This window comes from Streptomyces botrytidirepellens, from assembly GCF_003721215.1.
Taxonomy (GTDB): Bacteria; Actinomycetota; Actinomycetes; order Streptomycetales; family Streptomycetaceae; genus Streptomyces; species Streptomyces himastatinicus.
In genome coordinates, this window is sequence record NZ_RIBZ01000330.1 from 28,834 (window position 1) to 55,689 (window position 26,856).

19 protein-coding genes are annotated in these 26,856 nt (G+C 72.0%); 7 read left to right on the forward strand and 12 right to left on the reverse strand.

The features are described 5' to 3' along the window. Nucleotides 1-29: 29 nt before the first annotated feature. The 5 genes from EEJ42_RS29935 to EEJ42_RS29955 all read right to left on the reverse strand — a co-directional run bounded on the left by EEJ42_RS29935 (nt 30) and on the right by EEJ42_RS29955 (nt 6,269). Complete coding sequence (locus EEJ42_RS29935) at nt 30-2,540, reverse strand: FtsX-like permease family protein (RefSeq protein ID WP_246097481.1); 2,511 nt, start codon at nt 2,538-2,540, stop codon at nt 30-32. Beyond that, entirely contained in the window at nt 2,537-3,349 is an 813-nt protein-coding gene (locus EEJ42_RS29940) for an ABC transporter ATP-binding protein (protein ID WP_123104853.1), read from the reverse strand. The genes EEJ42_RS29935 and EEJ42_RS29940 overlap by 4 nt, the downstream gene beginning before the upstream one ends. A gap of 127 nt (nt 3,350-3,476) precedes the next feature. Beyond that, nucleotides 3,477-4,622 carry a PP2C family protein-serine/threonine phosphatase gene (locus EEJ42_RS29945; RefSeq protein ID WP_123104855.1) on the reverse strand — a complete coding sequence of 382 codons (1,146 nt, stop codon included), beginning with the start codon at nt 4,620-4,622 and terminating at the stop codon, nt 3,477-3,479. A 349-nt stretch (nt 4,623-4,971) separates the two neighbouring features. After that, nucleotides 4,972-5,781, reverse strand: coding sequence for an Fpg/Nei family DNA glycosylase (locus EEJ42_RS29950; protein WP_123104857.1), 810 nt, complete (start codon nt 5,779-5,781; stop codon nt 4,972-4,974). Beyond that, nucleotides 5,781-6,269 carry a ribose-5-phosphate isomerase gene (locus EEJ42_RS29955; RefSeq protein WP_123104859.1) on the reverse strand — a complete coding sequence of 163 codons (489 nt, stop codon included), beginning with the start codon at nt 6,267-6,269 and terminating at the stop codon, nt 5,781-5,783. Before EEJ42_RS29955 ends, EEJ42_RS29950 begins: the two co-directional genes overlap by 1 nt. Nucleotides 6,270-6,451: 182 nt before the next feature. Between EEJ42_RS29955 and EEJ42_RS29960 the strand changes: the two genes are divergently transcribed. Next, nucleotides 6,452-7,885: an amino acid permease gene (locus EEJ42_RS29960; RefSeq protein ID WP_123104861.1), complete on the forward strand. Its 1,434-nt coding sequence runs from the start codon at nt 6,452-6,454 to the stop codon at nt 7,883-7,885. 73 nt (nt 7,886-7,958) lie between these two features. Here EEJ42_RS29960 and EEJ42_RS29965 read toward each other — a convergent pair whose 3' ends face one another. After that, on the reverse strand, nt 7,959-8,552 hold the full coding sequence (locus EEJ42_RS29965) for a biotin transporter BioY (RefSeq protein ID WP_123104863.1): 594 nt from the start codon (nt 8,550-8,552) through the stop codon (nt 7,959-7,961). 267 nt (nt 8,553-8,819) lie between these two features. Here EEJ42_RS29965 and EEJ42_RS29970 point away from each other — a divergent pair, with 267 nt between their 5' ends. Both EEJ42_RS29970 and EEJ42_RS29975 read left to right on the forward strand, forming a co-directional pair. Next, nucleotides 8,820-10,241 carry an amino acid permease gene (locus tag EEJ42_RS29970; protein ID WP_123104865.1) on the forward strand — a complete coding sequence of 474 codons (1,422 nt, stop codon included), beginning with the start codon at nt 8,820-8,822 and terminating at the stop codon, nt 10,239-10,241. Between the two features lie 160 nt (nt 10,242-10,401). Next, entirely contained in the window at nt 10,402-11,040 is a 639-nt protein-coding gene (locus EEJ42_RS29975; RefSeq protein ID WP_123104867.1) for a superoxide dismutase, read from the forward strand. Between the two features lie 96 nt (nt 11,041-11,136). Here the strand turns inward: EEJ42_RS29975 and EEJ42_RS29980 are convergent, their stop codons facing one another. Further along, nucleotides 11,137-11,772 (reverse strand): mycothiol-dependent nitroreductase Rv2466c family protein, encoded by a 636-nt coding sequence (locus EEJ42_RS29980; RefSeq protein WP_123104869.1) that lies wholly within the window; start codon nt 11,770-11,772, stop codon nt 11,137-11,139. Between the two features lie 164 nt (nt 11,773-11,936). Here EEJ42_RS29980 and pepN (EEJ42_RS29985) point away from each other — a divergent pair, with 164 nt between their 5' ends. Continuing rightward, nucleotides 11,937-14,555, forward strand: coding sequence for an aminopeptidase N (gene pepN / locus EEJ42_RS29985; protein ID WP_123104871.1), 2,619 nt, complete (start codon nt 11,937-11,939; stop codon nt 14,553-14,555). 122 nt (nt 14,556-14,677) lie between these two features. Next, nucleotides 14,678-15,700, forward strand: coding sequence for a hypothetical protein (locus EEJ42_RS29990; RefSeq protein ID WP_123104873.1), 1,023 nt, complete (start codon nt 14,678-14,680; stop codon nt 15,698-15,700). 20 nt (nt 15,701-15,720) lie between these two features. Here the strand turns inward: EEJ42_RS29990 and EEJ42_RS29995 are convergent, their stop codons facing one another. Next, nucleotides 15,721-17,457: a TIGR03767 family metallophosphoesterase gene (locus EEJ42_RS29995; RefSeq protein WP_123104875.1), complete on the reverse strand. Its 1,737-nt coding sequence runs from the start codon at nt 17,455-17,457 to the stop codon at nt 15,721-15,723. Nucleotides 17,458-17,782: 325 nt separating this feature from the next. Here EEJ42_RS29995 and EEJ42_RS30000 point away from each other — a divergent pair, with 325 nt between their 5' ends. Both EEJ42_RS30000 and pepN (EEJ42_RS30005) read left to right on the forward strand, forming a co-directional pair. Next, nucleotides 17,783-18,808 carry an aspartate-semialdehyde dehydrogenase gene (locus EEJ42_RS30000; RefSeq protein WP_123104877.1) on the forward strand — a complete coding sequence of 342 codons (1,026 nt, stop codon included), beginning with the start codon at nt 17,783-17,785 and terminating at the stop codon, nt 18,806-18,808. Nucleotides 18,809-18,971: 163 nt separating this feature from the next. Next, complete coding sequence (pepN, locus tag EEJ42_RS30005) at nt 18,972-21,545, forward strand: aminopeptidase N (protein ID WP_123104879.1); 2,574 nt, start codon at nt 18,972-18,974, stop codon at nt 21,543-21,545. Between the two features lie 129 nt (nt 21,546-21,674). On the opposite strand, the gene EEJ42_RS30010 is transcribed toward pepN (EEJ42_RS30005), so the two are convergent. The 4 genes from EEJ42_RS30010 to EEJ42_RS30025 form a co-directional block, all read right to left on the reverse strand. Continuing rightward, the gene (locus EEJ42_RS30010) at nt 21,675-23,501 is read right to left on the reverse strand and encodes a tetratricopeptide repeat protein (RefSeq protein WP_246097482.1); all 1,827 of its coding nucleotides are present in this window, start codon (nt 23,499-23,501) and stop codon (nt 21,675-21,677) included. 21 nt (nt 23,502-23,522) lie between these two features. After that, nucleotides 23,523-24,497, reverse strand: a complete 975-nt coding sequence (locus tag EEJ42_RS30015; RefSeq protein WP_123104883.1) for an acyl-ACP desaturase — start codon at nt 24,495-24,497, stop codon at nt 23,523-23,525. Between the two features lie 239 nt (nt 24,498-24,736). Next, nucleotides 24,737-24,982 carry a hypothetical protein gene (locus EEJ42_RS30020; RefSeq protein ID WP_123104885.1) on the reverse strand — a complete coding sequence of 82 codons (246 nt, stop codon included), beginning with the start codon at nt 24,980-24,982 and terminating at the stop codon, nt 24,737-24,739. 49 nt (nt 24,983-25,031) lie between these two features. Further along, on the reverse strand, nt 25,032-26,726 hold the full coding sequence (locus EEJ42_RS30025; protein ID WP_425472980.1) for an alpha-L-fucosidase: 1,695 nt from the start codon (nt 26,724-26,726) through the stop codon (nt 25,032-25,034). Between the last annotated feature and the right edge of the window lie 130 nt (nt 26,727-26,856).

Here is a 26,856-nt window from a genome sequence, read left to right on the forward strand (position 1 = left end):
GCCGTTCCCCGGCCCCTTCGTCGTTTCGCTCACCGCGCCCCTCCGGGCGCCTCGCGGCGCAGCACCGCGCGGGCGGGCAGGGCGGTCGCCGCGAGCCCGAGCGCCACGGCCGCGCCCACGAAACCCGCGTACGTCAGCGGCGGGACGTACGGGCCCTCGCCGGTCAGCCCGCGCGCCATCGGTACGAGCGTGGCCAGGGCGATCGCCGTGCCCAGCGCGACACCGGCCGTGGCCACCAGCAGCGCCTCCCAGCGCACCATCTCCAGCACCTGTCGCCGGGTCGATCCGATCAGGCGCAGGGTGCCCAGTTCCCGGCGGCGGTCGAGGACCGTCATCACCAGGGTGTTGGCGGCGGCGACCGCGGCGAAGCCACCGAGCACCGCGGCCATGGTGGTGTTGGACCAGGCGTTGAGGGCGCGGTCCCGGTCCTCGGCGGCCGCGTAGCCGTCCCGGCCGGTGATCTGCTCGCCGAGCCGCTTCCCGAGCGCCGCCGCGACGGCCTCGCGGTCCGCGCCCGCGTCGTCCCGTACCAGCACGTCGGCGTCGAAGGCCGACGTGACGTGGGCCGCCAGGGCCGTGCGGGGCAGGGTGACCCGGGCGATGCCCAGGCCCCGGCCGTACGTCGCGACCACCTCGGGGGCGGCCTTCGTACCGTCCGGGAGGCGGAGCCGGAGCCGGTCGCCCACACGGACGTGCGCCGACTGCGCGAGGCTCGCGTCGACCGCCACCCGGCCCGGCCCCAGGTCCGCCAGGCGGCCGGTGCGGACGTCCAGGTCCTGTACGGCGGCCAGCGCACGGCCGCTCCCGGAGACGCCCTGCGCCGTCTCGCCCTGGAGCGACGAGCCCGTCGTGACGAGCACCCCGGTGCGCAGCACGCCCACCGCCGCCGCCACGCCGGGCACGGAGGCGGCGCGGTCGGCCGTGTCGGCCGGGAGGCCGCCGGGTGCGGACACGACCTGGTCGGCGACGATCCCGGCGCGCCGCTGCCCGGCCCGCGCATGGTCCTCGCTGGTGTGCAGGAACACGAGCGTCGAGGAGAACGCCACGGCCAGCACGATCGGGGTGATCGCGGAGGCCAGCCGCCGGGCGTTGGCCAGGGTGTTGGCCGACGCCAGGACGGCCGGGGCCGCGCCCGCGCGCAGCGGCAGTCCGATCAGCCAGGCGCACAGCCGGGCGACCAGCGGGCCGAGCAGGGCCACGGCCAGCATGAAGAGCATCACGACCCCGAGCGCGGTGTTGGCCGCGTCCTCCCCCGAGGCCGAGGCGGCGACCCCGGCCAGCACGATGCCGCCGACCAGGGCCGCCGTGCCCAGCAGGGTGCGGACCACCCCGGGGCGCAGCCGTTCGACGGCCGCCTCGCCGAGCGCCTGGCCCGGCTTGATCCGGGCCGGGCGGCGGGCGGCCATCAGGCCCGCCAGCAGCGAGCTGACCAGGCCCGCGCCGACGGCGGTGACGAGCGGAATCCAGGAGACCGAGAGTTCCACGGGGGCGGGGATCGCGCCCTTGTCCTTCAGCTGTCCGAACCACCAGTGCGCGAGGGCGACGCCGGGCAGGCAGCCGAGCGCGCCCGCGAGCGGGGCGACGAGCAGCGCCTCGGCCGCGATGGAGCGGCGGATCTGGCGCGGGGTGGCGCCGATCGCGCGCAGCAGGGCGACCTCACGGGCGCGCTGGCCGACGGAGAGGGCGACGGTGCCCGCGGCGGTGAAGACGGCGACGGCGGTGGCGATCCCGCCGAAGGAGCCGCCGAGGGCGATGAGCAGTTCCCTGGCCCCGGCGAGCGAGGGATCCTCGGCCGCGCCGCGCCCGTCGCCGGTGTGCACCCGCGCGGTGCCGCCGTACGCGTCCTTCAGCTGTGCGGCCAGGCGGTCCGGGCTGGTGCCGGAGGCCGGGCGGACGAGGATCGCGTCGACGGTACGGGGGTGGCCGGAGAGGGCCCGGGCGCGGGCGTCGGTGAACCAGGCCGTGGGCCCGTCCTCGGCCGTGCCCCGGGCGATGCCGGACACCCGGAAGGCGTACCGGCCGTCCGGGGCGCTCACGGTGACGCTGTCGCCGATCCCGGTGTCCGTCGCGCGGGCGGCTCCCTCGTCGAGCACGACGTCGCCCGCCCGGGGCGGTGTGCCGGTGGTGAGCGTCACGCCGGTGAAGGGCGCCGCGCCCCAGCCGTGGCCGGAGAGTGTGCCCGGCGAGGCGGTGCGCAGCGGGACGGTCGTGTCGGGTGCGGCGGCGGCCGTTCCGGGGGCGCGGGCGGCGGTGGTGACGAGCGCGGCGTCGAGCCGGGCCCGGTCGGGGACCGGCTCGGACGCGTCCTCCCGCTCCTCGCCGCGGCCGGTGATGTGGTGCGCGCGCTGGTCGGCGGCGACGACGACCGGGGTGCTCGCGTAGCGCTCGGGCGGTACGGAGGCCCGTACTCCGGTCTCCAGCAGGATGCCGCAGGCGGACACGATCATCGCGGTCATCATCAGGGCGACGAAGGTGCCCGCGAAGGCGGCGGGCTTGAAGCGGACGGAGGCGCGGGCCAGTCCGTTGGTGAGCGCCCTCACCGGACGACGGCGAGGGCCGCGGGGGTGCGGGCGGTGAGATGGGTCATCCGGTCGGCGATCTCGTGCGCGGGGGCGCGGGTGAGCCGGTCGGCTACGCGTCCGTCCGCGAGGAACAGCACCCGGTCGGCGTAGCTCGCGGCCACCGGGTCGTGCGTGACCATCACCACGGTCGCGCCGAGCGCGTCCACCGCGTGCCGCAGCAGCCCGAGCACCTCGGCGGCGGTGACGGTGTCCAGGGCGCCGGTCGGCTCGTCGGCGAAGACGACGTCGGGGCGGGTGACGAGGGCGCGGGCGATGGCCACACGCTGCTGCTGCCCGCCGGACAGCTGTCCCGGGCGGCGCCGGGCGTGCTCGTGCAGCCCGACCTGGGCCAGGACCTCGCGGGCGCGTTGGCGGTCGGGGCGGGCTCCGGCGAGCCGCATCGGGAGCAGCACGTTCTGCTCGACGGTGAGGGAGGGCAGCAGGTTGAACGCCTGGAAGACGAAGCCGAGGCGGCTGCGGCGCAGCGTGGTGAGCTTGTTCTCGCTCAGTCCGGTGATCTCGGTGCCGCCGAGCGTGACGGTCCCGGCGGTCGGCCGGTCGAGCCCGGCGGCGCACTGGAGGAACGTCGACTTGCCCGAGCCCGAGGGGCCCATGACGGCGGTGAAGCTGCCGTGCGGGAGGGCGAGGTCGATGCCGCGGAGCGCGTGCACGGCGGTGCCGCCGCGGCCGTAGCGGCGCTGCACGCCATGGAGTTCGATGGCGTGGGTGGCAGGGGCGGGGTGCGGCGCCGGGGGCGCCGCTGTCGTACGCCGCTTGCGCAGCCGCATGGTGGTGGCCCTTCTCCGGAGTTCGCCCGATGTCTTTCGCGCCCTACGAACGTAGGGATCGGGGGTGTCCCGGGGCCATGGCGGCCGCCGCCGTACCGGGGTGGGGTTAACCCCCGGTACGGCGGCCCTACTGGCGGCAGATCAGCAGGAGCGCCCGGTCGTCGTTGACGTCCTTCGCCACCGTCTCGATCAGGTGCCAGGCCGCGCCGTGGAAGCCGGAGGCGACGTAGCGGTCGGCCTCGCCCGTCAGGTGGTCGATGCCCTCGCTGATGTCGCGGTCGGCGGTCTCGACGAGGCCGTCGGTGAACAGCATCAGGACGTCACCGGGGCGCAGGGTGCCCTTGGTGGGGTCGAACTGGGCGCCGTCGTAGACGCCCAGCAGCGGGCCGTCGGCGGACTTCTCCTCCCACTTGCCGGTGCCCGCGCTGAGCTGGAGCGCGGGCAGATGACCGGCCGAGAACAGCTCGAAGTCGCCGCTGTCGAGGTCGAGTACGAGGTGGACGGAGGTCGCGAAGCCCTCTTCCCAGTCCTGGCGCAGCAGATAGCCGTTGGCGGCCGGGAGGAAGCCGTGCGGGGGCAGCGAGCCGAGGAGGCCGCCGAAGGCGCCGGAGAGCAGGAGGGCGCGGGAGGCGGCGTCCATGCCCTTGCCGGAGACGTCGGTGAGGACGACTTCGAGGGTGCGGCCGCCGTTGCCGGTGCGGGCGGCGACCACGAAGTCGCCGGAGAAGGACTGGCCGCCGGCCGGGCGGAGGGCCATCTCGCGGTGCCAGCCGCGCGGCAGGGCGGGCAGCTTGCTCTGGACGCGGATGCGCTCGCGCAGGTCGAAGAGCATGGTGCCGCCGCGCCGCCAGGGCACGCCGACCCGGCTGCGGAACTGGGCGATGAGCAGCCCGGAGAAGCCGACGGCGGCGACCACGAGGATGGTGCCGGGGGTGACCCGGGCGGAGGTGTCCTCCTCGGTGTACGGGCCGAGGACGGCGGACTCCACGATGAGGGCGGTGGCGGCGGCCGCGTACAGGGCGAGCAGGCTGGCGGGGCGCAGCAGCAGTCCGCCCGCGACGATCGGCAGGACGAGGGCGGAGGGGGCGCACCAGTCGGGGGTCGCGATGGTGCCGCAGGCGATGGCGGGGACGGCGAGGAGCAGCAGGGTGAGGGCGAGCCGGTCGGAGCCCTCGCCGCGGAAGTAGTCGACTCCGGCTTTGCGCACGCCTGTGCGAGCCCGGTGCAGAGCTTTGCGCATCCGGGCCATCGGAGTGTCCGCGCCGCCAGTCATTGCATCGGGACCCTACCCACCCGTTCGGACGCGCGTCGATTCGTGGCGCGTTGAACCACCCAGCCAGGGGGGCAATCGTAAGCGATATTCGTGCGCGTGTACGGGAAACCGCTGCTGGGGATGGGGATATGAGCGCGGAGCGGGGGGTGCTCGATCGGCTGTTTGGGATGATTGGTACGGAAAGCTGGTACTCCCCTTCGGAGTCGTACCCCGGCCGCCGGAGAAATCCGCGTTCCGGCGGGAGTTGACCGAATGCGAGCGCTCTGTCGGCACCCCGGACGGCGGGTGGGCCGGTGGCCCCTTCTGACGGAGTGTCGGGGGCGTCCGACGCGAAGGGCGGCCGCGCGCCCTACGCCTGCTGGCAAGCGGGGCACCAGAACAGATTGCGGGCCGCGAGACCGGCGGTACGGATCTCACCGCCGCAGACGTGGCAGGGCTGCCCGGCCCGGCGGTAGACGTAGACCTCGCCGCCGTGGTCGTCGACGCGCGGCGGACGGCCCATGGCCTCGGGGGTGTGCTCGGGGCGGACCGTGTCGATCCGGTTGTTCCGTACGCCCTCGCGCATCAGCTCCGCGAGGTCGGACCAGATCGCGTCCCATTCGGCGCGGGCCAGCCCGCGGCCCGGGCGGTACGGGTCGATGCCGTGCCGGAACAGCACCTCGGCGCGGTAGACGTTACCCACGCCCGCGACCACCTTCTGGTCCATGAGCAGCGCGGCCACGCTGACCCGGCTGCGGGAGATCCGGGTCCAGGCGTCGCCGCCGTCGTCGTCGGGGCGCAGCGGATCGGGCCCGAGGCGGTCGTGGATCGCCTGCTTCTCGGGGTCGGTGATCAGGGCGCAGGCGGTCGGCCCGCGCAGGTCCGCGTACCCCCCGGGGCCCGCCAGCCGCAGCCGTACGGTCTCGGTGGACGGCGGGGCGGGGGCCGGGCCGAAGGTGTACTTGCCGAACAGCCCGAGGTGGACGTGGACCCATCCGGTGGCCGCGAAGTCCAGGAAGAGGTGTTTGCCGTGCGCCTCGGCGTGCTGGAGCACCTGCCCGTCCACGAGGGCCGCCCCGTCGGCGAACTTGCCCTGGGGGCTGGTGGCACGGACGGGCCGGCCGCCGAACCTCTCGAGGTGGTCGGCGGCCAGTCGGTGGATGGTGTGCCCTTCGGGCATCAGTCGCCGGCGGGGTGGTGGGCCGGGATGGGCGGCAGGTCGCCGGTGGTCTCGTACTCGGCGAGCATGTCGATGCGGCGGGTGTGCCGCTCCTCGCCCGAGTACGGGGTGCCCAGGAAGATCTCGACGAACTTGGTCGCCTCGTCCTGGGTGTGCATGCGCCCGCCGATGCTGATCACGTTGGCGTCGTTGTGCTCGCGCGCGAGGGCGGCGGTCTGCTCGCTCCAGGCCAGTGCGGCGCGTACCCCCTTGACCTTGTTCGCCGCGATCTGCTCGCCGTTGCCGGAGCCGCCGATCACGATGCCGAGGCTGTCGGCGTCGGCGGCGGTCCGCTCGGCGGCGCGCAGGCAGAACGGCGGGTAGTCGTCCTGGGCGTCGTAGATGTGCGGGCCGCAGTCGACGGGGTCATGACCGCCCGCCCGGAGCCACTCCACGAGGTGGTTCTTCAGTTCGTATCCGGCATGATCGGAGCCGAGGTACACGCGCATGCCCTGAGTGTGGCATGGCCGTGTCTTTCCCGCCGCGCCGGGTAGGCGCTCTGTGATTACCACGCAACACCAAGGAACCTCATGGAAACCTCAAGTAACGATTTGAAATCGAAGGTTCACCTGTCGGTTCTCCTGAGATTCACTGGCGTCGCTCCTATTCCGGAAGCAAAGGATCGAGCCATATGAGCGCACAACCAGCGACCTCCCCCGACGGCCTGAAGGCCGGGCTCAAGAATCGCCACCTGTCCATGATCGCGATTGGCGGGGTGATCGGCGCCGGGCTGTTCGTCGGCTCCAGCGCCGGCATCGCCAAGGCCGGACCGGGCATCCTCGTCTCCTACGCACTCGTCGGCCTCATGGTCGTCCTCGTGATGCGCATGCTGGGCGAAATGGCGGCCGCGAACCCGACCTCCGGCTCCTTCTCCGCCTATGCCGACCGGGCGCTCGGCCGCTGGGCGGGCTTCTCGATCGGCTGGCTCTACTGGTTCTTCTGGGTCGTGGTGCTGGCGGTCGAGGCGACCGCCGGTGCCAAGATCCTGGAGGAGTGGTGGCCCGCCGTGCCCCAGTGGGGCTGGGCGCTGATCGTGATGGTCGTGCTCACCGCCGCCAACCTGGTCTCGGTCTCCTCCTACGGTGAGTTCGAGTTCTGGTTCGCCGGGATCAAGGTCGTCGCGATCGCCGCCTTCATCGTCATCGGCGGGCTCGCGGTCTTCGGCCTCCTGCCCGGCTCCGAGAACGAGGGCGCCGGACTGGCCCACCTCACCGACCACAGCGGCTTCCTGCCCAACGGTCCGGGCGCGATCCTCACCGGTGTGCTGCTGGTCGTCTTCTCCTTCATGGGCAGTGAGATCGTCACCCTGGCCGCCGGTGAGTCCGAGGACCCGGAGCGGGCCGTCTCCAAGGCCACCAACAGCGTGATCTGGCGTATCGCGGTCTTCTACCTGGGCTCGATCTTCGTCGTGGTCACCCTGCTGCCCTGGGACTCCAAGTCGATCGCCAAGAACGGGTCGTACGTCGCCGCGCTCGACTCGATCGGCATTCCGCACGCCGGTCAGGTCATGAACGTCATCGTGCTGACCGCCGTGCTCTCCTGTCTCAACTCCGGCCTCTACACCGCCTCCCGGATGGCCTTCTCGCTCGGGCAGCGCGGAGACGCCCCGGCCGCGTTCGCGAGGACCACCGCGCGCGGTGTGCCGCAGGCCGCGATCCTCGGCTCGGTCGTCTTCGGCTTCGTCGCGGTCTGGTTCAACTACCAGTGGCCGGACACGGTCTTCGAGTTCCTGCTGAACTCCTCCGGCGCGGTCGCGCTCTTCGTCTGGCTGGTGATCTGCTTCACCCAGCTGCGGATGCGCGGCATCATCCTGCGCGAGAACCCGGACAAGCTCGTCGTCCGGATGTGGGGCTTCCCGTATCTGACCTGGGCGACCATCGGGATGATCTTGTTCGTGCTGGTCTACATGCTCACCGACGACGCCGGACGCGAGCAGGTGCTGCTGTCCACCCTGGCGGCGGCGCTCGTGGTGGGCATCGCGCTGGTACGGGACAAGGTCGCCGGGCCCAAGCCGGTCGCCGCGGCCCAGACCTCCTCCAAGGAGTCCGAGTCCGTGTCCCGGTAGCCTCCGGCACCGGATATGCGTCGGGCGGGCTGGAGGACCAGCCCGCCCGACGCCTATCGAAAGACGGTGACGCTCAGCCGCGGCGGCCCACCAGCTTCCAGGCGGCCGGCAGCGCGCCCATAGCCAGCGCGGCCTTCAGCGCGTCCCCGATCAGGAACGGGGTCAGACCGGCGGCCACCGCCTGGCCGAGGGAGATGTCCGTGGCCAGCGCCAGGTACGGGACGCCGATCGCGTAGATGATCGCGGAGCCGACCGCCATGGTGCCCACCGTGCGCAGCGCGCCCCGGTCACCGCCGCGCCGCGCCAGCGCGCCCACCACGGTCGCGGCGAGCAGCATGCCCAGCACGTAGCCGAAGGACGGCATGGCGGCGCCGGAGTCGCCCTCGGCGAACCAGGGCATGCCCGCCATCCCGGCCAGCGCGTACAGCGCGAGCGACAGGAAGCCCCGGCGGGCGCCGAGCGAGGTGCCCACCAGCAGCGCGGCGAACGTCTGGCCGGTCACCGGCACCGGCGAGCCGGGCACGGGCACCGAGATCTGCGCGGCGAGGCCGGTGAGCACGGCGCCGCCCACGACGAGCGCGGTGTCACGGGCGAGAACGCGCCGCGCGGGAAAGACCGCGTCGGCGAGGACCGTACCGGTCGAGGCGGTGGCAGAAACAGTGCTCATCAGCGGAACTCCGAGGTCGGGAGGGGGTGGACTACGCGACGGTAACCCGGCGTGGAGCGGCCGCACACCATCGGATGACCACAAAGGCCGGGCCCCGGGGTTGGCAGCTTCGGCAGATTGGTGCACAGATTGGCGCGATACGGAGCGTGACCATCATGTCCGATATCCAGAAAAGTTTGACATCAATGTTGTCCTGATCGGACGCACACCTCACACTGGGGGCGTTTTGCATCCGCCCGCCCCTCACACAAGGGACAGAGACCAGCCATGAACCCGACACCTGCGTCCTCCGCGCCGCAGAGCGGCACGACGGCGACCGACGCGGGCGCGGACGCCTCGCGACCGCTCTCGCACGGCCTCAAGCAGCGCCATCTGTCGATGATCGCCCTGGGCGGGGTCATCGGCGCCGGACTGTTCGTCGGCTCCGGTGCCGGAATCGCCGCCGCCGGACCCTCGATCATCCTGGCCTACGCGCTCTCCGGGCTGCTCGTGATGCTCGTGATGCGGATGCTCGGCGAGATGTCGGCGGCCAACCCGGCGTCCGGTTCGTTCTCCGTGCACGCCGAGCGCTCGATCGGGCCGTGGGCCGGATTCACCGTCGGCTGGATGTTCTGGACCCTGCTGTGCGTGGGCATCGCCGCCGAGGCGATCGGCGCGGCCGGGATCATGGTCCACTGGTTCCCGGGCACCGACTCCTGGATGTGGGTCGCCGTCTTCATGGCGATCTTCTGCGGCACCAACCTCGCGGCCGTCAGCAACTTCGGCGAGTTCGAGTTCTGGTTCGCCGCGCTGAAGATCGCCGCGATCTCCGTCTTCCTCATCCTCGGCGTCCTCGCCATCATCGGCGCCCTGCCCGGCACCGACGCCCCCGGCGGCAGCAACCTCACCGGCGAGGGCGGCTTCATGCCCAACGGCGCGAACGGCCTCGTCGTCGGCCTGCTCGCCTCCGTCTTCGCCTACGGCGGCCTGGAGACGGTGACGATCGCGGCGGCCGAGTCCGAGAACCCGGTCAAGAGCGTCGCCGGCGCCGTGCGCACCGCGATGTGGCGCATCGCCCTCTTCTACGTCGGCTCGATGGTCGTCGTCGTCACGGTCATCCCGTGGAACGACGCGGCCGTCGTCAAGGACGGCCCGTACGTGGCGGTCCTCGACCACCTCGACATCCCCGCGGCCGGCAACATCATGAACGTCATCGTGCTGATCGCCCTGCTCTCCGCGATGAACGCCAACATCTACGGCGCCTCCCGCATGTCCTACTCCCTGGTCGTCCGCGGCGAGGGCCCCTCCGTCCTCGGCCGGGTCTACGGCGGCGTCCCCCGCCTCACCGTGCTCGCCTCGTCCTTCTTCGGCTTCGTCGCGGTGCTGCTCAGCTACTGGTGGCCGGACACCATCTTCAAGTGGCTCCTCAACATGGTCGGCGCCGCGGTGCTGGTCGTCTGGGCCTTCATCGCCGTCTCCCAGCTCGTGATGCGCCGCCGCCTCCAGCGCGAGGCCCCCGAGAAGCTGGTGGTCAAGATGTGGCTCTTCCCGTACCTGACCTACGTCGCCCTGGCCGCCACCATCGCCGTCCTGCTGCTGATGCTCCGCGAGGACGACACCAGCACCCAGCTGTACTTCACCGTCGGCCTGACCGCGGTGCTCGCCCTCATCGGCTACGCACGGCAGAAGGCGGTGGCCGGGCGCCACTGACCCTCATCTCCTCCGCTTACGAGGCGGGGCGGGTCCTCAGTCCGAGGGCCCGCCCCGCCTCGGTCTTTTGGCGCAACCCCCGGGTCTCCACCGGCGGGACAAGCTCTTGCTGGTAGCGTGCAGTTGCAAGTTAATTGCAATAAAGTCCGGAGGGCTTGGCATGGCCATCTACACACTTCCTGAACTTCCGTACGACTACTCGGCGCTGGCCCCTGTCATCAGCCCCGAGATCATCGAGCTGCATCACGACAAGCACCACGCCACGTACGTGAAGGGCGCGAACGACACGCTGGAGCAGCTCGCGGAGGCGCGGGACAAGGACCAGTGGGGGTCGATCAACGGGCTGGAGAAGAACCTGGCCTTCCATCTGTCGGGCCACATCCTGCACAGCATCTACTGGACCAACATGACCGGTGACGGTGGTGGTGAGCCGCTGGCGAAGGACGGGGTGGGAGAGCTGGCCGATGCCATCGCCGAGCACTTCGGGTCCTTCGACCGGTTCAAGGCGCAGCTGTCCAAGGCGGCGGCGACCACCCAGGGGTCGGGGTGGGGTGTGCTGGCGTACGAGCCGGTGAGCGGGCGGCTGGTGGTGGAGCAGGTGTACGACCACCAGGGGAACGTGGGGCAGGGCTCGGTGCCGATCCTGGTGTTCGACGCCTGGGAGCACGCCTTCTACCTCCAGTACAAGAACCAGAAGGTGGACTTCATCGAGGCCATGTGGAAGGTCGTCAACTGGCAGGATGTCGCCCGCCGGTACACGGCGGCGAAGGAGCGTGCCCACAACCTCCTGCTCACGTGATCGTCTTCTCAGCCTTCACGGGCAGGCGGAAAAACAGGGCCCCCGCGCGGTCGAGTCGCGCGGGGGCCCTGCCGTATCGGGGTGCGGCGGCCCGGGTCAGTCGAAGATCGGGCCCACCGTGCGGGTGCGCTTGATCTCGTAGAAGCCGGGGATCGAGGCGACCATCAGGGTGCCGTCCCAGAGCCGGGCGGCGGCGTCGCCCTTGGGGGCGGGAGTGACGACCGGGCCGAAGAAGGCGATCTGCTCGCCGTCCGAGCCGGGGACGGCGATGACCGGGGTGCCGACCTCCTGGCCGACCAGGTCGATGCCCGCCTTGTGGGAGGCGCGCAGCTCGGTGTCGTAGGCGTCGGAGTCGGCCGCGTCCGCGAGGTCGGCGGGCAGCCCGGCCTCCTCCAGGGCGGCCACGATCGTCTCGCGGTCCTTCTCCAGGCCCTGGTTGTGGAAGCGGGTGCCGAGGGCGGTGTAGAGCGGGCCGAGGACGTCGCTGCCGTGCTTCTGCTCGGCGGCTATGCAGACCCGGACCGGGCCCCAGGCGGTCTTCATCAGCTCCTGGTACCGCTCGGGGAGCTCGTCCAGCTTGGGTTCGTTGAGCACGGCGAGGCTCATCACGTGCCAGCGCACCTCGACCGGGCGCACCTTTTCCACCTCGAGCATCCAGCGCGAGGTCATCCAGGCCCACGGACACAGCGGATCGAACCAGAAGTCGGCGGGCGTCTTGGCAGTCTCGGTCACGGTCTCTCCTCGGACGGGCACGCGCGGATAAAGAGGTATCGAGGGTTGTCTCGTACGAACAACGTGGCCGGACCCGGGGACCATTCCCCGATGCCGGGTGTCAGTGCCGCGTGACATGATTCCCGCTGTCCGAATGGCGAGAGGGACCCGAGGGGAGCCGCTACGTGCCCGGTGAGAACCTGACCCGTGAAGAGGCCCGCGAGCGGGCGAGGCTGCTGTCGGTGGACGCGTACGACGTGGCCCTCGACCTGCGGTCCGCGGTCGGGGCGGATACCGGACCGGGGCCGCGCACCTTCCGCTCGACGACGACCGTGCGCTTCCGCTGCGCCGAGCCGGGGGCCGCGTCCTTCGCCGACCTGGTGGCGCCGGAGGTCGTCGCGGTGAAGCTCAACGGACGGGAGCTGGACCCGGCGGCCGTCTTCGACGGGGCCCGGATCGCCCTGGAGGGGCTGGCCGGGGAGAACGAGCTGGTGGTGGACGCGCGGTGCGCGTACAGCCGCACGGGCGAGGGGCTGCACCGCTTCGTGGACCCCGAGGACGGCGAGGTGTACCTGTACACCCAGTACGAGCCGGCCGACGCCCGCCGCGTCTTCGCCAACTTCGAACAGCCCGATCTGAAGGCGCCGTTCACCTTCTCGGTGACCGCCCCCGCGGGCTGGACGGTGCTGAGCAACGGGACGGCCACCGGGGTCGAGCCGTCCGGTGACGGGGACGGGGCGACCACCCGCTTCACCCCGACCCTGCCCATCTCGACGTACATCACGGCCGTCGTCGCGGGCCCGTACCACTACGTGAGCGACCGCTACCGCCGCACCCAGCCGGACGGCTCGGTGCTGGAGGTCCCGCTCGGCGCGCTGTGCCGCAAGGGGCTCGCCAAGCACTTCGACGCGGACGACATCTTCACCGTCACCAAGCAGGGCCTGGACTTCTTCCACGACCACTTCGACTATCCGTACCCCTTCGGGAAGTACGACCAGGCGTTCGTGCCGGAGTACAACATCGGCGCGATGGAGAACCCGGGGTGCGTGACCTTCCGCGAGGAGTTCGTCTTCCGCGGCAAGGTCACCCAGACGTCGTACGAGCACCGGGCGACGGTCATCCTGCACGAGATGGCGCACATGTGGTTCGGCGACCTCGTGACCATGGAGTGGTGGGACGACCTGTGGCTCAAGGAGTCGTTCGCCGACTTCATGGGGGCCTTCGCGCTGGTCGGGGCGACCCGCTTCACCGACGGCTGGATCACCTTCGCCAACCGCCGCAAGTCCTGGGCGTACCGGGCGGACCAACTGCCGTCCACCCATCCGGTCACGGCCGACATCCGGGACCTGGAGGACGCCAAGCTCAACTTCGACGGGATCACGTACGCCAAGGGCGCGTCCGTGCTCAAGCAGCTGGTGGCCTACGCCGGGCAGGACGCCTTCCTGGAGGGCGCCCGCCGGTACTTCAAGCGGCATGCGTACGGCAACACCCGGCTGGCCGATCTGCTGGCGGTGCTCACCGAGACCTCCGGCCGGGACATGGCGGCCTGGTCGCGGGCCTGGCTGGAGACCGCGGGCGTCAACGTGCTGACCCCGCAGGCCGTCTATGACGCCGAGGGGCACATCACCGAGCTGGCCGTCCTCCAGGAGGCCGGGGCCGACACCCATCCTGCTCTGCGCCCGCACCGGGTCGCGGTCGGGCTGTACCGGAAGGACGCGGCCGCCGGGGAGCGCGCCGGGGCGCTGGTGCGGTACGCGCGCGCCGAGGTGGACGTCGACGGCCCCCGTACGGTCGTCACCGAGCTGACCGGGGCGGAGCGGCCCGATCTGATCCTGGTCAACGACGAGGACCTCACCTACTGCAAGATCCGCTTCGACGAGGTCTCGCTGGACACCCTGCGCGAGCACCTGGGCGAGCTGAGCGACCCGCTCGCCCGCGCGCTGTGCTGGTCCGCGCTGTGGAACCTCACCCGGGACGGGCTGATGCCCGCCCGCGACTACCTCGCGCTGGTGGAGCGGTTCGCCGGGGCGGAGACCGACATCGGCGTGCTCCAGATGGTCCAGGCGTGGGCGCAGTCGGCCCTCCATCACTACAGCGCGCCGGAGGGCCGCGCCGAGGCCGGGGCCCGGATCGCCGAGGGCGCGCTGCGCGAGCTGCGGCTCGCCGCGCCGGGCAGCGGACACCAGCTCGCCTGGGCGCGGTTCTTCGCCCAGGTCGCCTCCGCCGACACCGAGCTGCGGATGCTGCGCGGGCTGCTGGAGGGCTCGGCGCGGATCGACGGGCTCGATGTGGACCAGGAGCTGCGCTGGACGTTCCTGGCGTCGCTCGCCGCGCAGGGTGAGGCCGACGAGAAGGCGATCGCGGCGGAGCTGTCCCGCGACGACACCGCGTCCGGCAAGCGCCATCAGGTGCGCCTCCTGGCCGCCCGGCCCTCGGCCGCGGTCAAGGCCGAGGCGTGGACGGCCGTGGTGGACACCGACCGGCTCTCGAACGCGCTGGTGGAGGCCACCATCGCGGGCTTCGACCAGCCGAACCAGCGCGAGCTGCTGACCCCGTACGCGCCGCGCTACTTCGAGGCGATCGAGCGCATCTGGCAGGAGCGGTCGATCGAGATCGCCATGGCGATCGTGCGCGGGCTGTTCCCGTCCACCCAGGGCGACGCCACCACCCTGGCGGCGACCGACGCCTGGCTGACCGGCCACCCGGAGGCGCCGCCCGCGCTGCGCCGGCTGGTGCTGGAGTCCCGCGACGACCTCGCGCGGACCCTGCGCGGGCAGGAGTGCGACGCGCGGGCCGCCGGATGACCGACCGCGGCGGGGGCCCTTTCGGCATTCGAACTGCCGTACTTTAGTGCGGTGTTGTCCGGTTTTGTCGACGGTTCTGTCACAGCGGTGAGTGGGGCGAAGCGGGCGGGAATGGCGGGGTCATGAACCACAACACACCGCTGTCCCCCCGCCCGCTCCACCACCTCTCGGACGCCCGCCGCCGGGTCCTGACGACGCATCAACTGCGCGACCACGGCGTGACGGCGGCCCAGACCGCCGAGCGCTGCCGACCCGGTGGCCCCTGGCAGCGGATGCTGCCGGGCGTGCACCTCCTGCACCCGGGTCCCCCGACCGGCGAGGAGCGGCTGTACGCGGCGCTGCTGTACACCGCGAGCCGCGGCCACGCGGGCGGTGACGGATCAGCGAGGGACGGCGAATACGGCGAGGCGATGATCACCGGGCTCGCGGCCCTCGCCCTGCACCACTTCTCCTCCGCTCCCCCGCTGGCCTCCCTCGACCGCATCGACGTCCTCGTGCCCCGCGCCCGGCGGCTGCGCTCCACCGGCTTCGTGCGCTTCGTCCGCGCCCACCCCCTCCCGTCGCCGCAGGAGCGCGCCGGGATGCCCATCGCCCCGGTGGCCCGGGCGCTGGCCGACGCGGTCGCCCGGCTCTCCGACGCGGTGACGGTGCGCGCGCTGCTCACCGAGTCCGTGCGCCGGGGGCACTGCGACGCCGCGACCGTGGTCACGGAGCTGAGCGGGGCCCGGCTGCTGTCCCGGCCGCATGTCGTCGACGCCGTGGACGCGCTGCTCGCCGAGGGGCGGGCCATCGCCGAGGGGCGGCTGTACGACATGGTGCGCGGCTACGACCTGCCCGAACCACTGTGGAACGTCGAGCTGCGGCTGCCGGGCGGGCCCGCGCTCGGCGGGGTGGACGCGTACTGGCGGGACCAGGGCGTCGCGCTGGAGATCGACGCCCGGGCGCCGCGCCACGGCGGGCCGGTCCCGGGCACCGCCCAGGCCCGGCGGCGCGAGCATCTGGAGGAGATGGGCATCACGGTCGTGCGCGTCACGCCCAAGCGGCTCCGGGAGGGCCTGGAGGAGCAGGCCGCGGTGGTCCGTACGGCGCTGATCGCGTCGGCCGACCGCGGCCCGGCCCCCCAGGTGATGCTCCTGCCGCGCTGATCCTCAACCGGCCGTGCCCGTCAGGGCTTGCGCAGCAGCAGCTCGGTGTTGCGGTCGTCCGGGTCACCGGCGAGCGTCTCGCTGGCGCCGGGCGCGTTGAAGGCCAGTTCGCGGTAGAGCGCGGCGAGTCCGGTCTGCGACAGGTCCTCGAAGTCGGTGCGGCGCGGGGCGGCAGCCTCGATGAGCGTGGTGAACAGGGACAGCGTGCCGTCGTGGTTGTCCACGACCTCGATGACCCGGGCCAGCTGGGGGAAGTCCACGTGGGAGGCGGTGGTGATCTCCCAGAAGGTGTCGTGCGGCGTGATCTCGTTCTGGTGGCTGTGGCCGTTGATCCAGGCCAGCACGTGGGGGTTTGCCTGGAAGAGGGAGACCACCTCGTCGCCGCCGTGCCGGGCCTCATCCGGGCGGGACGGGTCGGCGTTCATGTTGTCCATGCTGTCGCTGTAGTGGTGGCTGTAGACGATGACGTAGTCGTCCTTGTGCTCCTTCAGCGTCCTCTCCAGCCACTTCAGCTGGGCGGTGCCGATCGAGCCGGCGTAGTGGCCGCCCGGGTCGGTGGTGTCCAGGCTGATGCCGATGACGTTCTCGGAGATCCGGAACGAGTAGTAGAGGGTGCCCTCTTCGAGGTTGTCCTTGGTGTAGCCGTGGCCGACCGGGCCCGGCCCGGCGGCCAGCGGGTCGAGGTGGGCGGCGAGGTACTCCCGCTGGGTGAAGGGCGCGCGGCGCTCGTCCGGGGTGACCGTGCGCATCTCCTTGGCGTGCGCCTCCACCACCGCCTTCATGTCGGTGCCCTTGGGGTCGACGCCCTTGCGCTGGCCCTTGTAGATCGCCGCGGCCTCGTCGCCCGGGATGAGCTGGAGCTTCCGCTTGCCGGTCGCGATGTCCGCGAGGTAGTCGCCGCCGAACGAGTAGACGCCGCCCGCCAGATCGTCGTGGTTGCCGATGGTGGAGTACCACGGCAGCCGCAGCCCGGGGCTGTTGACGGTGCGCAGGGCGGCGTCGAGGAAGCCCTCGATGCGCGGGAAGCCGAGCTGCTTGTCGGAGTCGCGCAGCGCCTGCTCGGGGTGCCAGAACTCCTTGAGCCCGCTGTTCTGCACGCCCTCGTAGTGGCGCGGATCGCCGGTGTTGGGAGTGATCCGGCCGCCGTTCATGGCGGTGAGGAACCAGTCCAGCTCGATCTTCGCGTTGTTGTCGGTGTTGTCACCGGTGGTCATCACGAAGGAGAGCGGGGCGCCGGTGGCCGGGCCGCCGCGCAGCCCGTTGACCCGCTCGATGAGGGAGGCGAGGCCCACGACGGTGAGCGCCTCGTGGGGGCGCCAGGCGCCGGTGCGCCCGGAGCGCAGGAACTCGTAGCGCAGCGGGTGCTGAACGTCCGACAGGTGCATGTCCGTCAGCTGGACGAACGAGGCGAGGGCGGTGCGCCGGTCCTCCCGGCCCGCCTTGGCGCCGGTGATGTCGGTGCGTATCCGGCGGTCCCAGGCCGGGCCGTCGCCGAGGCGCCGGTAGCCCTCGGTGCCGGTGATCGGCGCGGAGAACGTCTCCAGCGTGGTACCGGCGTTGGAGGGGGCGGCGGGCGCCTGGGCCACCCTGCGTCCCACGGTGCGTGCCGTGGCGGGCTGCGAGGCCCGTGCCGATCCGCTGCCGGGCCCGAAGGCGATGCCGAGGCCTGCCGTGGCGCCGGTGGCTGCCGCGGCGGTGAGGAAGGTGCGACGGTCGAGCGCGGCGACGGCGGAGGCAGCGGACCGTATGCGGGACATGCGCGATCTCTCCCCGAGTGGATTCGCGAAGCGGGCGGACAGCGGCGGCTGTCGTCACTTCGGATCGTTGGCATCGGGGATGGCCTGGGAGTGAACGACGCGGCAACGCCGGTCGCCGATCTCCTCACGTTGATCTTCGTGAAGAAAACGGCCATCACGCCCTCGTGAACAGGAATTCTTCCGCTCACTTCGTGTTCACTCGCGCGGGAAGCCCGGGCAGCGCTGACCAGTGCGACATTGGTCACGGAAGGGTTACGGCGAGGCCTGAGACACTGGCCGGAGGGGTAGGGGCCGCTGAGAGACACGACCGAGGAAAAGGGTTCATATGAGGATCGGAATTGTCGGAGCGACCGGCCAGGTCGGCGGAGTGATGCGGAGGATCCTCGCCGAGCGCGACTTCCCCGCCGACCAGCTGAGGCTGTTCGCATCCGCCCGTTCCGCAGGGCGCACGCTCCCCTGGGGCGGCACCGAGGTCACCGTCGAGGACGCGGCCACGGCCGACTACTCCGGCCTGGACATCGTGCTGTTCTCGGCGGGCGGCGCCACCTCCCGCGCGCTGGCCGAGAAGGTCGCCGCGCAGGGCCCGGTCGTGATCGACAACTCGTCCGCCTGGCGCATGGACCCCGACGTTCCGCTGGTCGTCTCCGAGGTCAACCCGCATGCGGCGGTGCAGCGCCCCAAGGGCATCATCGCCAACCCGAACTGCACCACCATGGCCGCCATGCCGGTGCTGCGCCCGCTGCACCGGGAGGCAGGGCTGACCGCCCTGGTCGCCACCACCTACCAGGCCGTCTCCGGCTCCGGGCTCTCCGGCGTCGCCGAGCTGGACAACCAGCTCCGCAAGGGCGCCGAGCGGGCGACCGAGCTGACCCACGACGGTTCGGCGGTCGACCTCCCCGAGCCTGAGGTCTACGCCCGCCCGATCGCCTACAACGTGCTCCCGCTGGCCGGGAAGATCGTCGAGGACGGGCGGCTGGAGACCGACGAGGAGCAGAAGCTCCGCAACGAGAGCCGCAAGATCCTGGAGATCCCGGACCTGAAGGTCTCCGGCACCTGCGTCCGGGTCCCGGTCTTCACCGGCCACTCGATCCAGGTGAACGCCCGCTTCGAGCGTCCGATCAGCGTGGAGCGGGCCGTGGAGCTGCTGGCCGGCGCCCCGGGCGTGGCCCTCAGCGACATCCCGACCCCGCTCCAGGCCGCGGGCCAGGACCCGAGCTTCGTGGGCCGGATCCGGGTGGACGAGACGGTCGAGAACGGTCTCGCGCTGTTCCTGTCCAACGACAACCTGCGCAAGGGCGCGGCGCTGAACGCGGTGCAGATCGCCGAGCTGGTGGCGGCCGACCTGAGCTGACGCCACACCTGTCCCGAGGGGGAGCGGCCACGGCCGCTCCCCCTCGGCGTTTCCCGGGCCGGTCATGTACCGGCGCTGACCGGCTCCGACGTGCGAGGATGGCAATCCGCCTGACGTATGGCGTACCGCACATACCGCACATGACGAACGGGAGAGAGCCGACGTGCCTGGTACCAACCTCACCCGGGAGGAAGCGCAAGAGCGAGCGCGCCTCCTGACCGTGGACGCGTACGAGATCGAGCTGGACCTGAGCGGCGCGCAGGAGGGCGGCACCTACCGATCGGTGACCTCGGTGCGCTTCGACGCCGCCGAGGCGGGTGCGTCCTCGTTCATCGACCTGGTGGCGCCCACCGTGCACGAGGTGGTCCTCAACGGGGACGCCCTGGACCCCGCCGAGGTCTTCCAGGACTCGCGGATCGCGCTGCCGTCGCTGCTGGCCGGGCGCAACGAGCTGCGGGTCGTCGCCGACTGCGAGTACACCAATACCGGTGAGGGGCTGCACCGCTTCGTCGACCCGGTCGACCAGCAGGCCTACCTCTACACGCAGTTCGAGGTGCCGGACGCCCGCCGGGTGTACGCGAGCTTCGAGCAGCCGGACCTGAAGGCCACCTTCCAGTTCACCGTGACCGCGCCCGAGGGCTGGACGGTGATCTCCAACTCGCCGACGCCCGAGCCCAAGGACAACGTCTGGCGCTTCGAGCCGACGCCGCGCATCTCGACGTACATCACCGCGCTCATCGTCGGCCCGTACCACAGCGTGCACAGCAGCTGGGACGGCGCCGACGGCCGGTCGGTGCCGCTGGGCATCTACTGCCGCCCCTCGCTCGCCGAGTTCCTCGACTCGGACGCCATCTTCGCGGTGACGCGGCAGGGCTTCGACTGGTTCGAGGAGAAGTTCGACTACGCGTACCCGTTCGCCAAGTACGACCAGCTCTTCGTGCCGGAGTTCAACGCGGGCGCCATGGAGAACGCGGGCGCGGTCACCATCCGCGACCAGTACGTCTTCCGCTCCAAGGTGACGGACGCGGCGTACGAGGTGCGCGCCGAGACCATCCTCCACGAGCTGGCCCACATGTGGTTCGGCGACCTGGTCACCATGGAGTGGTGGAACGACCTGTGGCTGAACGAGTCGTTCGCCACCTACACCTCCATCGCCTGCCAGGCGTACGCACCGGGCAGCAAGTGGCCGCACTCGTGGACCACCTTCGCCAACTCCATGAAGACCTGGGCCTACCGGCAGGACCAGCTGCCGTCCACCCACCCGATCATGGCCGAGATCAACGACCTGGACGACGTCCTGGTCAACTTCGACGGCATCACGTACGCCAAGGGCGCGAGCGTGCTCAAGCAGCTCGTCGCGTACGTCGGCATGGACGAGTTCTTCCGCGGCGTACAGGCGTACTTCAAGCGCCACGCCTACAAGAACACCCGGCTCACCGATCTGCTCGGCGCGCTGGAGGAGACCAGCGGACGGGACCTCAAGACCTGGTCGAAGGCGTGGCTGGAGACCGCGGGCATCAACGTGCTGCGGCCGGAGATCGCCACGGACGCCTCCGGCACCATCACCTCCTTCGCGATCCGGCAGGAGGCCCCCGCGCTGCCGACCGGCGCCAAGGGTGAGCCGACGCTGCGTCCGCACCGCATCGCGATCGGGCTGTACGACCTCGACGCGACCGGCAAGCTGGTCCGCTCCGAGCGGATCGAACTGGACGTGGACGGCGAGCTGACCGAGGTGCCCGGCCTGGTCGGCACGAAGCGGTCCGCCGTCATCCTGCTCAACGACGACGACCTCTCGTACGCCAAGGTCCGGCTCGACGCCGACTCCCTGGCCGTCGTCACCGACCACCTCGGCGACTTCGAGGCGTCCCTGCCGCGGGCCCTGTCCTGGGCCTCCGCCTGGGACATGACCCGGGACGGCGAACTGGCCACCCGCGACTACCTGGCGCTCGTGCTGTCCGGCGTGGCCAAGGAGTCGGACATCGGTGTGGTGCAGTCGCTGCACCGGCAGGTGAAGCTCGCGCTCGAGCTGTACGCCGCGCCCGACTGGCGTGAGACCGGGCTCGCCCAGTGGACCGACGCCACGCTGGAGCACCTGCGCGCCGCCGCCCCCGGCAGCGACCACCAGCTCGCCTGGGCCCGCGCCTTCGCCGCGACCGCTCGCACCGACGCCCAGCTCGACCTGATCGCCGGGCTGCTGGACGGCAGCGAGACGATCGAAGGCCTGGCCGTCGACACGGAGCTGCGCTGGGCGCTGGTGGAGCGGCTCGCCGCCACCGGGCGCGCCGACGAGGCCGAGATCGCCGCCGAGCTGGAGCGCGACAAGACGTCGGCGGGTGAGCGGCACGCCGCCACCGCGCGGGCCGCGCGGCCGACCGAGGCCGCCAAGGCGGAGGCGTGGGCGTCGGTCGTGGAGGGCGACAAGCTGCCGAACGCGGTGCAGGAGGCGGTGATCGGGGGGTTCGTCCAGACCGATCAGCGGGAGCTGCTGGCGCCGTACGCCGAGAAGTACTTCGCGGCGGTCAAGGACGTCTGGAACAGCCGCAGCCATGAGATGGCGCAGCAGATCGCGGTGGGGCTGTACCCGGCGCTCCAGGTGTCCCAGGAGACGCTGGACGCCACCGATGCGTGGCTGGCCTCCGCCGAGCCCAGTGCGGCGTTGCGGCGGCTGGTGACCGAGTCGCGGGCGGGTGTCGAGCGCGCCCTCAAGGCCCGCGCGGCGGACGCGGCGGCTGGCTGACCCGTTGTGGGCAATCGTTCCGCGGGGCGGAACGGGTGGGCACAACCCACCCACCGCCCCGCGGACGGCAACGAAAGCTCAGCTTGTACCTGGCTAGGCCGTCCCCGGCCGGGGTTTCGCGGTCGGGTGCTAGTTGCGGCCCAGTTCCGTGAGGACTTCCGCGAGTTCGCGGCGGGGGTCGGGGATGGCCTGGCGGGACATGGGGCCGTAGTCGCGCAGGACCTGGGGGTGGCGTTCGACGGCCGTCCGCAGCCACCGCTCGGCCTCCTCCGGGCGGCCGAGCCCCCGCACGGCCTTGGCCAGCCAGTACGCGGCCTCCGCGTGGCCGCCGTCGTGGGCGGTGTGCAGCAGCGGTACGGCGTCGGCGTGGGCGCCGCGGCGGACCATGCTGCGGCCCGCGAGGAAGGCGGGCGGTACGAGGCCGGTGCGGGCGGCGCGGACGTACCAGCGCTCGGCCTGCTGCGGATCGCCGCCGCGCTCCTCGGAGGTCCGGCCGAGCCACCACGCGGCGCCCCCGTGGCCGAGCCCGGCCGCGCGGTGGAACCAGATCTCGGCGGTGCGCCGGTCCCCGGCCTCGTCGTGGATGCGCCCGATGTCGTACGCGGCGGAGGCGTCGCCCTCGCCCGCGGCGGGTTCGTAGTACGGCACCATCAACGTGCCCTTGGCGCCGCCCGACCCGTACAGCATCCGGCCGAGGGCGAGGAGGGCGCGCGGGGTGCCCGCCTTGCGGTACCACTCGGCGGCTTCGGGGAGCCGGTGGATGTGGTCGAGGGCCTCGGCGTAGGCGTACCAGGCGTCGGGCCCGCCGTCCTGGGCGCGGGCGCGCAGCCCGGGGATGCGGTCGCGCCACTGGGCGGAGCCCTGCCGCGCGGGGTCGGCGCGGATGGCGGCGACGTCCTCCAGGGCTCTGATGACCCGTTCCTCGCTCTCCGAGAACGGGTCCCAGTGCTCCGGGTCGATGCCGGTGGACAGCAGCCACTCCTCGGCCTCGTCCAGCCGCCGCTGGCGGGTGCACAGCACGCCCAGGTTGTAGCAGGCCCAGAAGTGACCGCCGTCGGCGTCGTCGGCGGTGCGGTACCAGGTCTCCGCGGCCCGCAGCTCGCCGCGTTCCTCGGCCCAGACGCCGAGCACGAACGCGGCGCCGTCGTAGCCGAGCTCATGGGCGCGCTCGACCAGGGCGCGGGCCTCGTCCCAGCGGGCGGCGTCGCGGGAGACGAAGATGGCCTGGTCGACCAGCGCCTTGACGCTGCCGACCGCCGCGGCGCGGGCGTACAGCGCCTCGGCCTCGGCGACCAGGTGCGGATAGGCGTCGTACATCCCCTGCCGGTCGGGGTCGAGGAGCGCGCGCAGCGCCTCGTACGCGGCCTCGGGGTCGTCCGCGGCCTCGGCCGCGGCGAGGGCGTCGCGCCAGCCCGCCAGCTCGTCGAGGAGGTCCTCGATCACCTTGCGGGTGCGGGTGGCGACGTCGTCGCCCCCGGCGGACGCCTCGGCCAGCCGCTCCAGGGCGGTGTTCCACTCGCCCCGGGCGGCCAGCATCATGGCGCCGTTGGTCGTGCAGGAGACGCTGCCGAGCGCGGCGCCGCGCCCGTACCACTCCTCGGCGCCGGCCGGGTCGCCCGCCTCCTGGAGGAGCCGGGCGAGCCCGAAGGCGCAGCCGCCGTCGCGGTCGGCGGCGGTGCGGTACCACCGTTCGGCCTCGGCGAAGTCGCCGCGGTCCTTGTGGCATATCGCGAGGGTGCGCGAGGCGTCCGCGTCACCGGCGTCGGCCGCCCTGGCCCACCAGGGCAGGGCCTCGTCCAACTGCCCGCGCTCGGTGAGGAGTTCGGCGTACGCGCGGTAGGCGCCCGGCTCCCCGGCCGCCGCCGCGGCCCGCAACTCGGCTGCCACGTCAGGGTGGTCACCGGGGGTGTCCTCGGGTGCCGCGCCGGACGTCCCGTGCGAAGGATGATCGACCATCACCCGATGGTGCCAGAGTGATCAATCCCGTTCGGCACGGGCCCTGCGCCGGGCGAGCAGCGCCTCGCGGCGCTCGTCGAACTTGGTGGCCTGGTCGTCCAGTCCGCCCATGTACAGACCCAGTTCCTCCTGCGCCTTGAGCCCCTCCGGGCCGAGCCCGCCGATCTGGAGCACCTTGAGGAAGCGCAGCACCGGCTGGAGCACGTCGTCGTGGTGGATGCGCAGGTTGTAGATGCCGCCGATCGCTATCTGCGCGGCGGCGCGCTCGAAGCCGGGCATGCCGTGGCCGGGCATGCGGAAGTTGACGACGACGTCGCGGACGGCGCACATGGTCTGGTCCGGCGCCAGCTCGAACGCCTTCGAGAGCAGGTTCCGGTAGAAGATCATGTGCAGGTTCTCATCGGTGGCGATGCGCGCCAGCATCCGGTCGCAGACCGGGTCGCCGGAGTGGTGGCCGGTGTTGCGGTGCGAGATGCGGGTGGCCAGCTCCTGGAAGGCGACGTAGGCCACCGTGTGCAGCATGCTGTGGTTGTTGTCGGACTCGAAGCCCTCGCCCATGTGCGTCATGCGGAACCGCTCCAGCTGCACCGGGTCGACGGCGCGGCTGGTGAGCAGGTAGTCGCGCATGACGATGCCGTGCCGGCCCTCCTCCGCCGTCCAGCGGTGCACCCAGGTGCCCCAGGCGCCGTCGCGGCCGAAGAGGGTCGCGATCTCGTGGTGGTAGCTGGGGAGGTTGTCCTCGGTGAGGAGGTTCACCACGAGCGCGATGCGGCCGACGTCGCTGACCTTGGACTGGTCGGGGGCCCAGGCTTCGCCGCCCATCACCCCGTCGAAGTTGCGGCCGTCGCTCCACGGCACGTACTCGTGGGGCATCCATTCCTTGGCGACCTTCAGGTGCCGGTTCAGCTCGGTCTCGACGACTTCTTCGAGCGCGTACAGGAGCTGGGTATCGCTCCACACGGCCTGACCGTTGCGGCTGGAGGGGGCGAGGGTCACTGAGAAGCTCCTGGGGACGGGTGCAAGGGGCTTTACCTACGGCTCCGTAGGTTACGACACCGTAGGTTAAAGCGAAAATAAACCGCTCGGTTCCCGTGTGTTTCGGCCGCGGATACGGGAGCGATACGGGAGCGGACAGGGGAGACGTTGCCCACATACGACGAGGGCGCCCCCGGCCTGTTCGGCCAGGGGCGCCCTCGCAGCGCCGTTCAGCGCTTTCGTCTCTCGTTCGCCCGTCGTCAGTCGGTGGTCTGCTGACCGGACTTCTTGTCTCCCAGCATGACGAGGCCCGCGATCACCAGGAACAGAAGGATCGGGGCGACGACGAAGAGGCCCAGCGTCTCGGCGACGCTCAGGCCCGGACCCGGGTCGTCACCGTCGTCGCGGGTGAGCGCGAACGCGGGGGACGACATCAGCTGCATCGCCGTCGTCGCGGCGATGACGGCACCGGCGCGCACGGCGTTCTTTTTGACCTCGTTGCTCACACGCTCAAGCTATCGGACGCCCGTGGGTGGCGCGTGCGCGGGGTGGCCCTTAAGGCCCTTCCTGGAGTTTCTGCGCCCGGTGGACGGTCACCGGCAGCAGCCGCGGCGTCGCGCGGGACTCCCGCACCCGCACCCGCACCGCGTCGGCGGTCACGGCCGAGGGCAGCGCCAGGATGCGGCGCGCGCCGATGGTGGTGCCGGAGGCGATGTCGCGCCAGGTTCCCGCGGTACGCGCCTGCACGGTGAACGCCTCGACCCGCTGCCCGTACCGGATGTCCTCGCCGACCCGCACCCGGTCGAACGTCACCGGCCCGTCGCCGATCGGCAGGCCGGAGCCGTACGTGTGGGCCACAGCCGTACCGAAGGCGGTCAGCGAGGCGACGTCGGCGTCGTCGATCCGGCCGTTCTTCGCGGGTGGCACGTTGAGCAGCAGCGAGGCGTTGCGGCCCACGCTGCGCTCGTACAGCGACATCAGCTGCGCGGCCGTCTTGGGGCGCTCGGCGGGGTGGTGGAACCAGCCGGGGCGCAGCGAGACGTCCGCCTCGGCCGGGTACCACTGGAGGTACTTCACGCCGGGGGCGGTCAGCTTCGCGCGCGAGCCGATGTCGGCGTCGGTCGAGTCGTTGGGCAGCCCTCCGCCGATCACGGTCCAGGGGTCGACGGCGGACGGGGTCACCGACCACTCCGTCTCGCGGGCGACGCCGCTCTCGTTGCCCACCCAGCGCACGCCCTGAGCGCCCTGGAAAACGACGCTGTCCGGGGAGAGGGCGCGGATCAGCCGGAACCAGTTGGTGACGTTGTACTTCTGCGTGATCCCGGCGCCCGACCAGGGGTTCGCGCCGTCCAGCCAGAATTCGTCGACGGGGCCGTACTGGGTGAGGATCTCGTAGATCTGGTTGAGGTAGTACGCGTCGTAGTCGTCGGCCGTGAAGCGGAAGCTGGGCAGCTTGCCGGAGGCGACGTCGGCGGCGCGGTCGTCGCCGGGCACGAGCGTCGGGATGGTGCGCTCCGTGGGCGTGCTGCCGTTGCCGTACCGCCCCTGGCCCGCGGGCGCGCGGCCCGCGTCCTCCAGCGCCATGCGCTCCGGCAGCGACAGCTGCTCGCCGTTCGCCTGCTTCTCCTTGACCTTCTCCACCCACTGGGCGTGCCAGGCGTGCGGCAGCTCGGCCCCGTCGGCGGGCGACAGGTACACCCCGACCTTCAGCCCCGCCGCCCGGGCCGCCTTCACGTACGCCCCGAGCACGTCCCCGTCCGGGTTCCTGCCGCCGGGGCCGCGGGTCCACCAGGGGCTGGCGGCCACGTCGTGGTCCGTGTAGCGGCTGGGGTAGAGCGTGAAGCCGTCGTGGTGCTTGGCGGTGAGCATGACCTGCCGGGCCCCGGCCGCCTTGTACGTACGCATCCACTGGCCGAAGTCGAGCGCGGCGGGGTCGAACAGCTCCTCGTCCTCGGTGCCGGAGCCCCACTCGCGGTTGGTGAAGGTGTTCATGCCGAAGTGGGTGAAGGCGGTGACTTCTCGCTGCTGCCAGGCGAGCTGGCCGGGGGTGGGGACGGTGTGGACGGCCTTGTCGACGATGCGGGCGGGGGTGTCGCAGGCCTCGATGACGTGCTGTGCCGCGTCGCTGATAGGGGCCTCGCAGGTGTCCTGGGCGGCGGCTCCGCCGCCCATGGGTATCAGTGTGGCTGCGGCGGCCATGGTGGCGAGGGCGAGGGTGCGGAGTCTTCGGGCGGGTCGTCGTCCGGACATGGGTCCCCTCCGGTATGCGGTTGTGTCCATGACAGCAATCCCCCACCCCGCCCCTCCCCGAAACCGGGGCCCAGCCCCCGGCCCCCGCTCCCGGGGCCCCGCCCCGGGGCCGCGGCCGGGGCGGCCGGTG

Excerpts from the sequence above, each read along its gene's own strand:
- EEJ42_RS29950 (WP_123104857.1), bottom strand. The coding sequence starts at position 5,781 with ATGCCCGAAGGGCACACCATCCACCGACTGGCCGCCGACCACCTCGAG.
- EEJ42_RS29965 (WP_123104863.1), bottom strand. The coding sequence starts at position 8,552 with ATGAGCACTGTTTCTGCCACCGCCTCGACCGGTACGGTCCTCGCCGAC.
- EEJ42_RS29940 (WP_123104853.1), bottom strand. The coding sequence starts at position 3,349 with ATGCGGCTGCGCAAGCGGCGTACGACAGCGGCGCCCCCGGCGCCGCAC.
- EEJ42_RS29975 (WP_123104867.1), top strand. The coding sequence starts at position 10,402 with ATGGCCATCTACACACTTCCTGAACTTCCGTACGACTACTCGGCGCTG.
- EEJ42_RS30025 (WP_425472980.1), bottom strand. The coding sequence starts at position 26,726 with ATGTCCGGACGACGACCCGCCCGAAGACTCCGCACCCTCGCCCTCGCC.
- EEJ42_RS29990 (WP_123104873.1), top strand. The coding sequence starts at position 14,678 with ATGAACCACAACACACCGCTGTCCCCCCGCCCGCTCCACCACCTCTCG.
- EEJ42_RS29960 (WP_123104861.1), top strand. The coding sequence starts at position 6,452 with ATGAGCGCACAACCAGCGACCTCCCCCGACGGCCTGAAGGCCGGGCTC.
- EEJ42_RS30000 (WP_123104877.1), top strand. The coding sequence starts at position 17,783 with ATGAGGATCGGAATTGTCGGAGCGACCGGCCAGGTCGGCGGAGTGATG.
- EEJ42_RS29995 (WP_123104875.1), bottom strand. The coding sequence starts at position 17,457 with ATGTCCCGCATACGGTCCGCTGCCTCCGCCGTCGCCGCGCTCGACCGT.
- EEJ42_RS30010 (WP_246097482.1), bottom strand. The coding sequence starts at position 23,501 with ATGGTCGATCATCCTTCGCACGGGACGTCCGGCGCGGCACCCGAGGAC.
- EEJ42_RS29945 (WP_123104855.1), bottom strand. The coding sequence starts at position 4,622 with ATGACTGGCGGCGCGGACACTCCGATGGCCCGGATGCGCAAAGCTCTG.
- EEJ42_RS29955 (WP_123104859.1), bottom strand. The coding sequence starts at position 6,269 with ATGCGCGTGTACCTCGGCTCCGATCATGCCGGATACGAACTGAAGAAC.
- EEJ42_RS29970 (WP_123104865.1), top strand. The coding sequence starts at position 8,820 with ATGAACCCGACACCTGCGTCCTCCGCGCCGCAGAGCGGCACGACGGCG.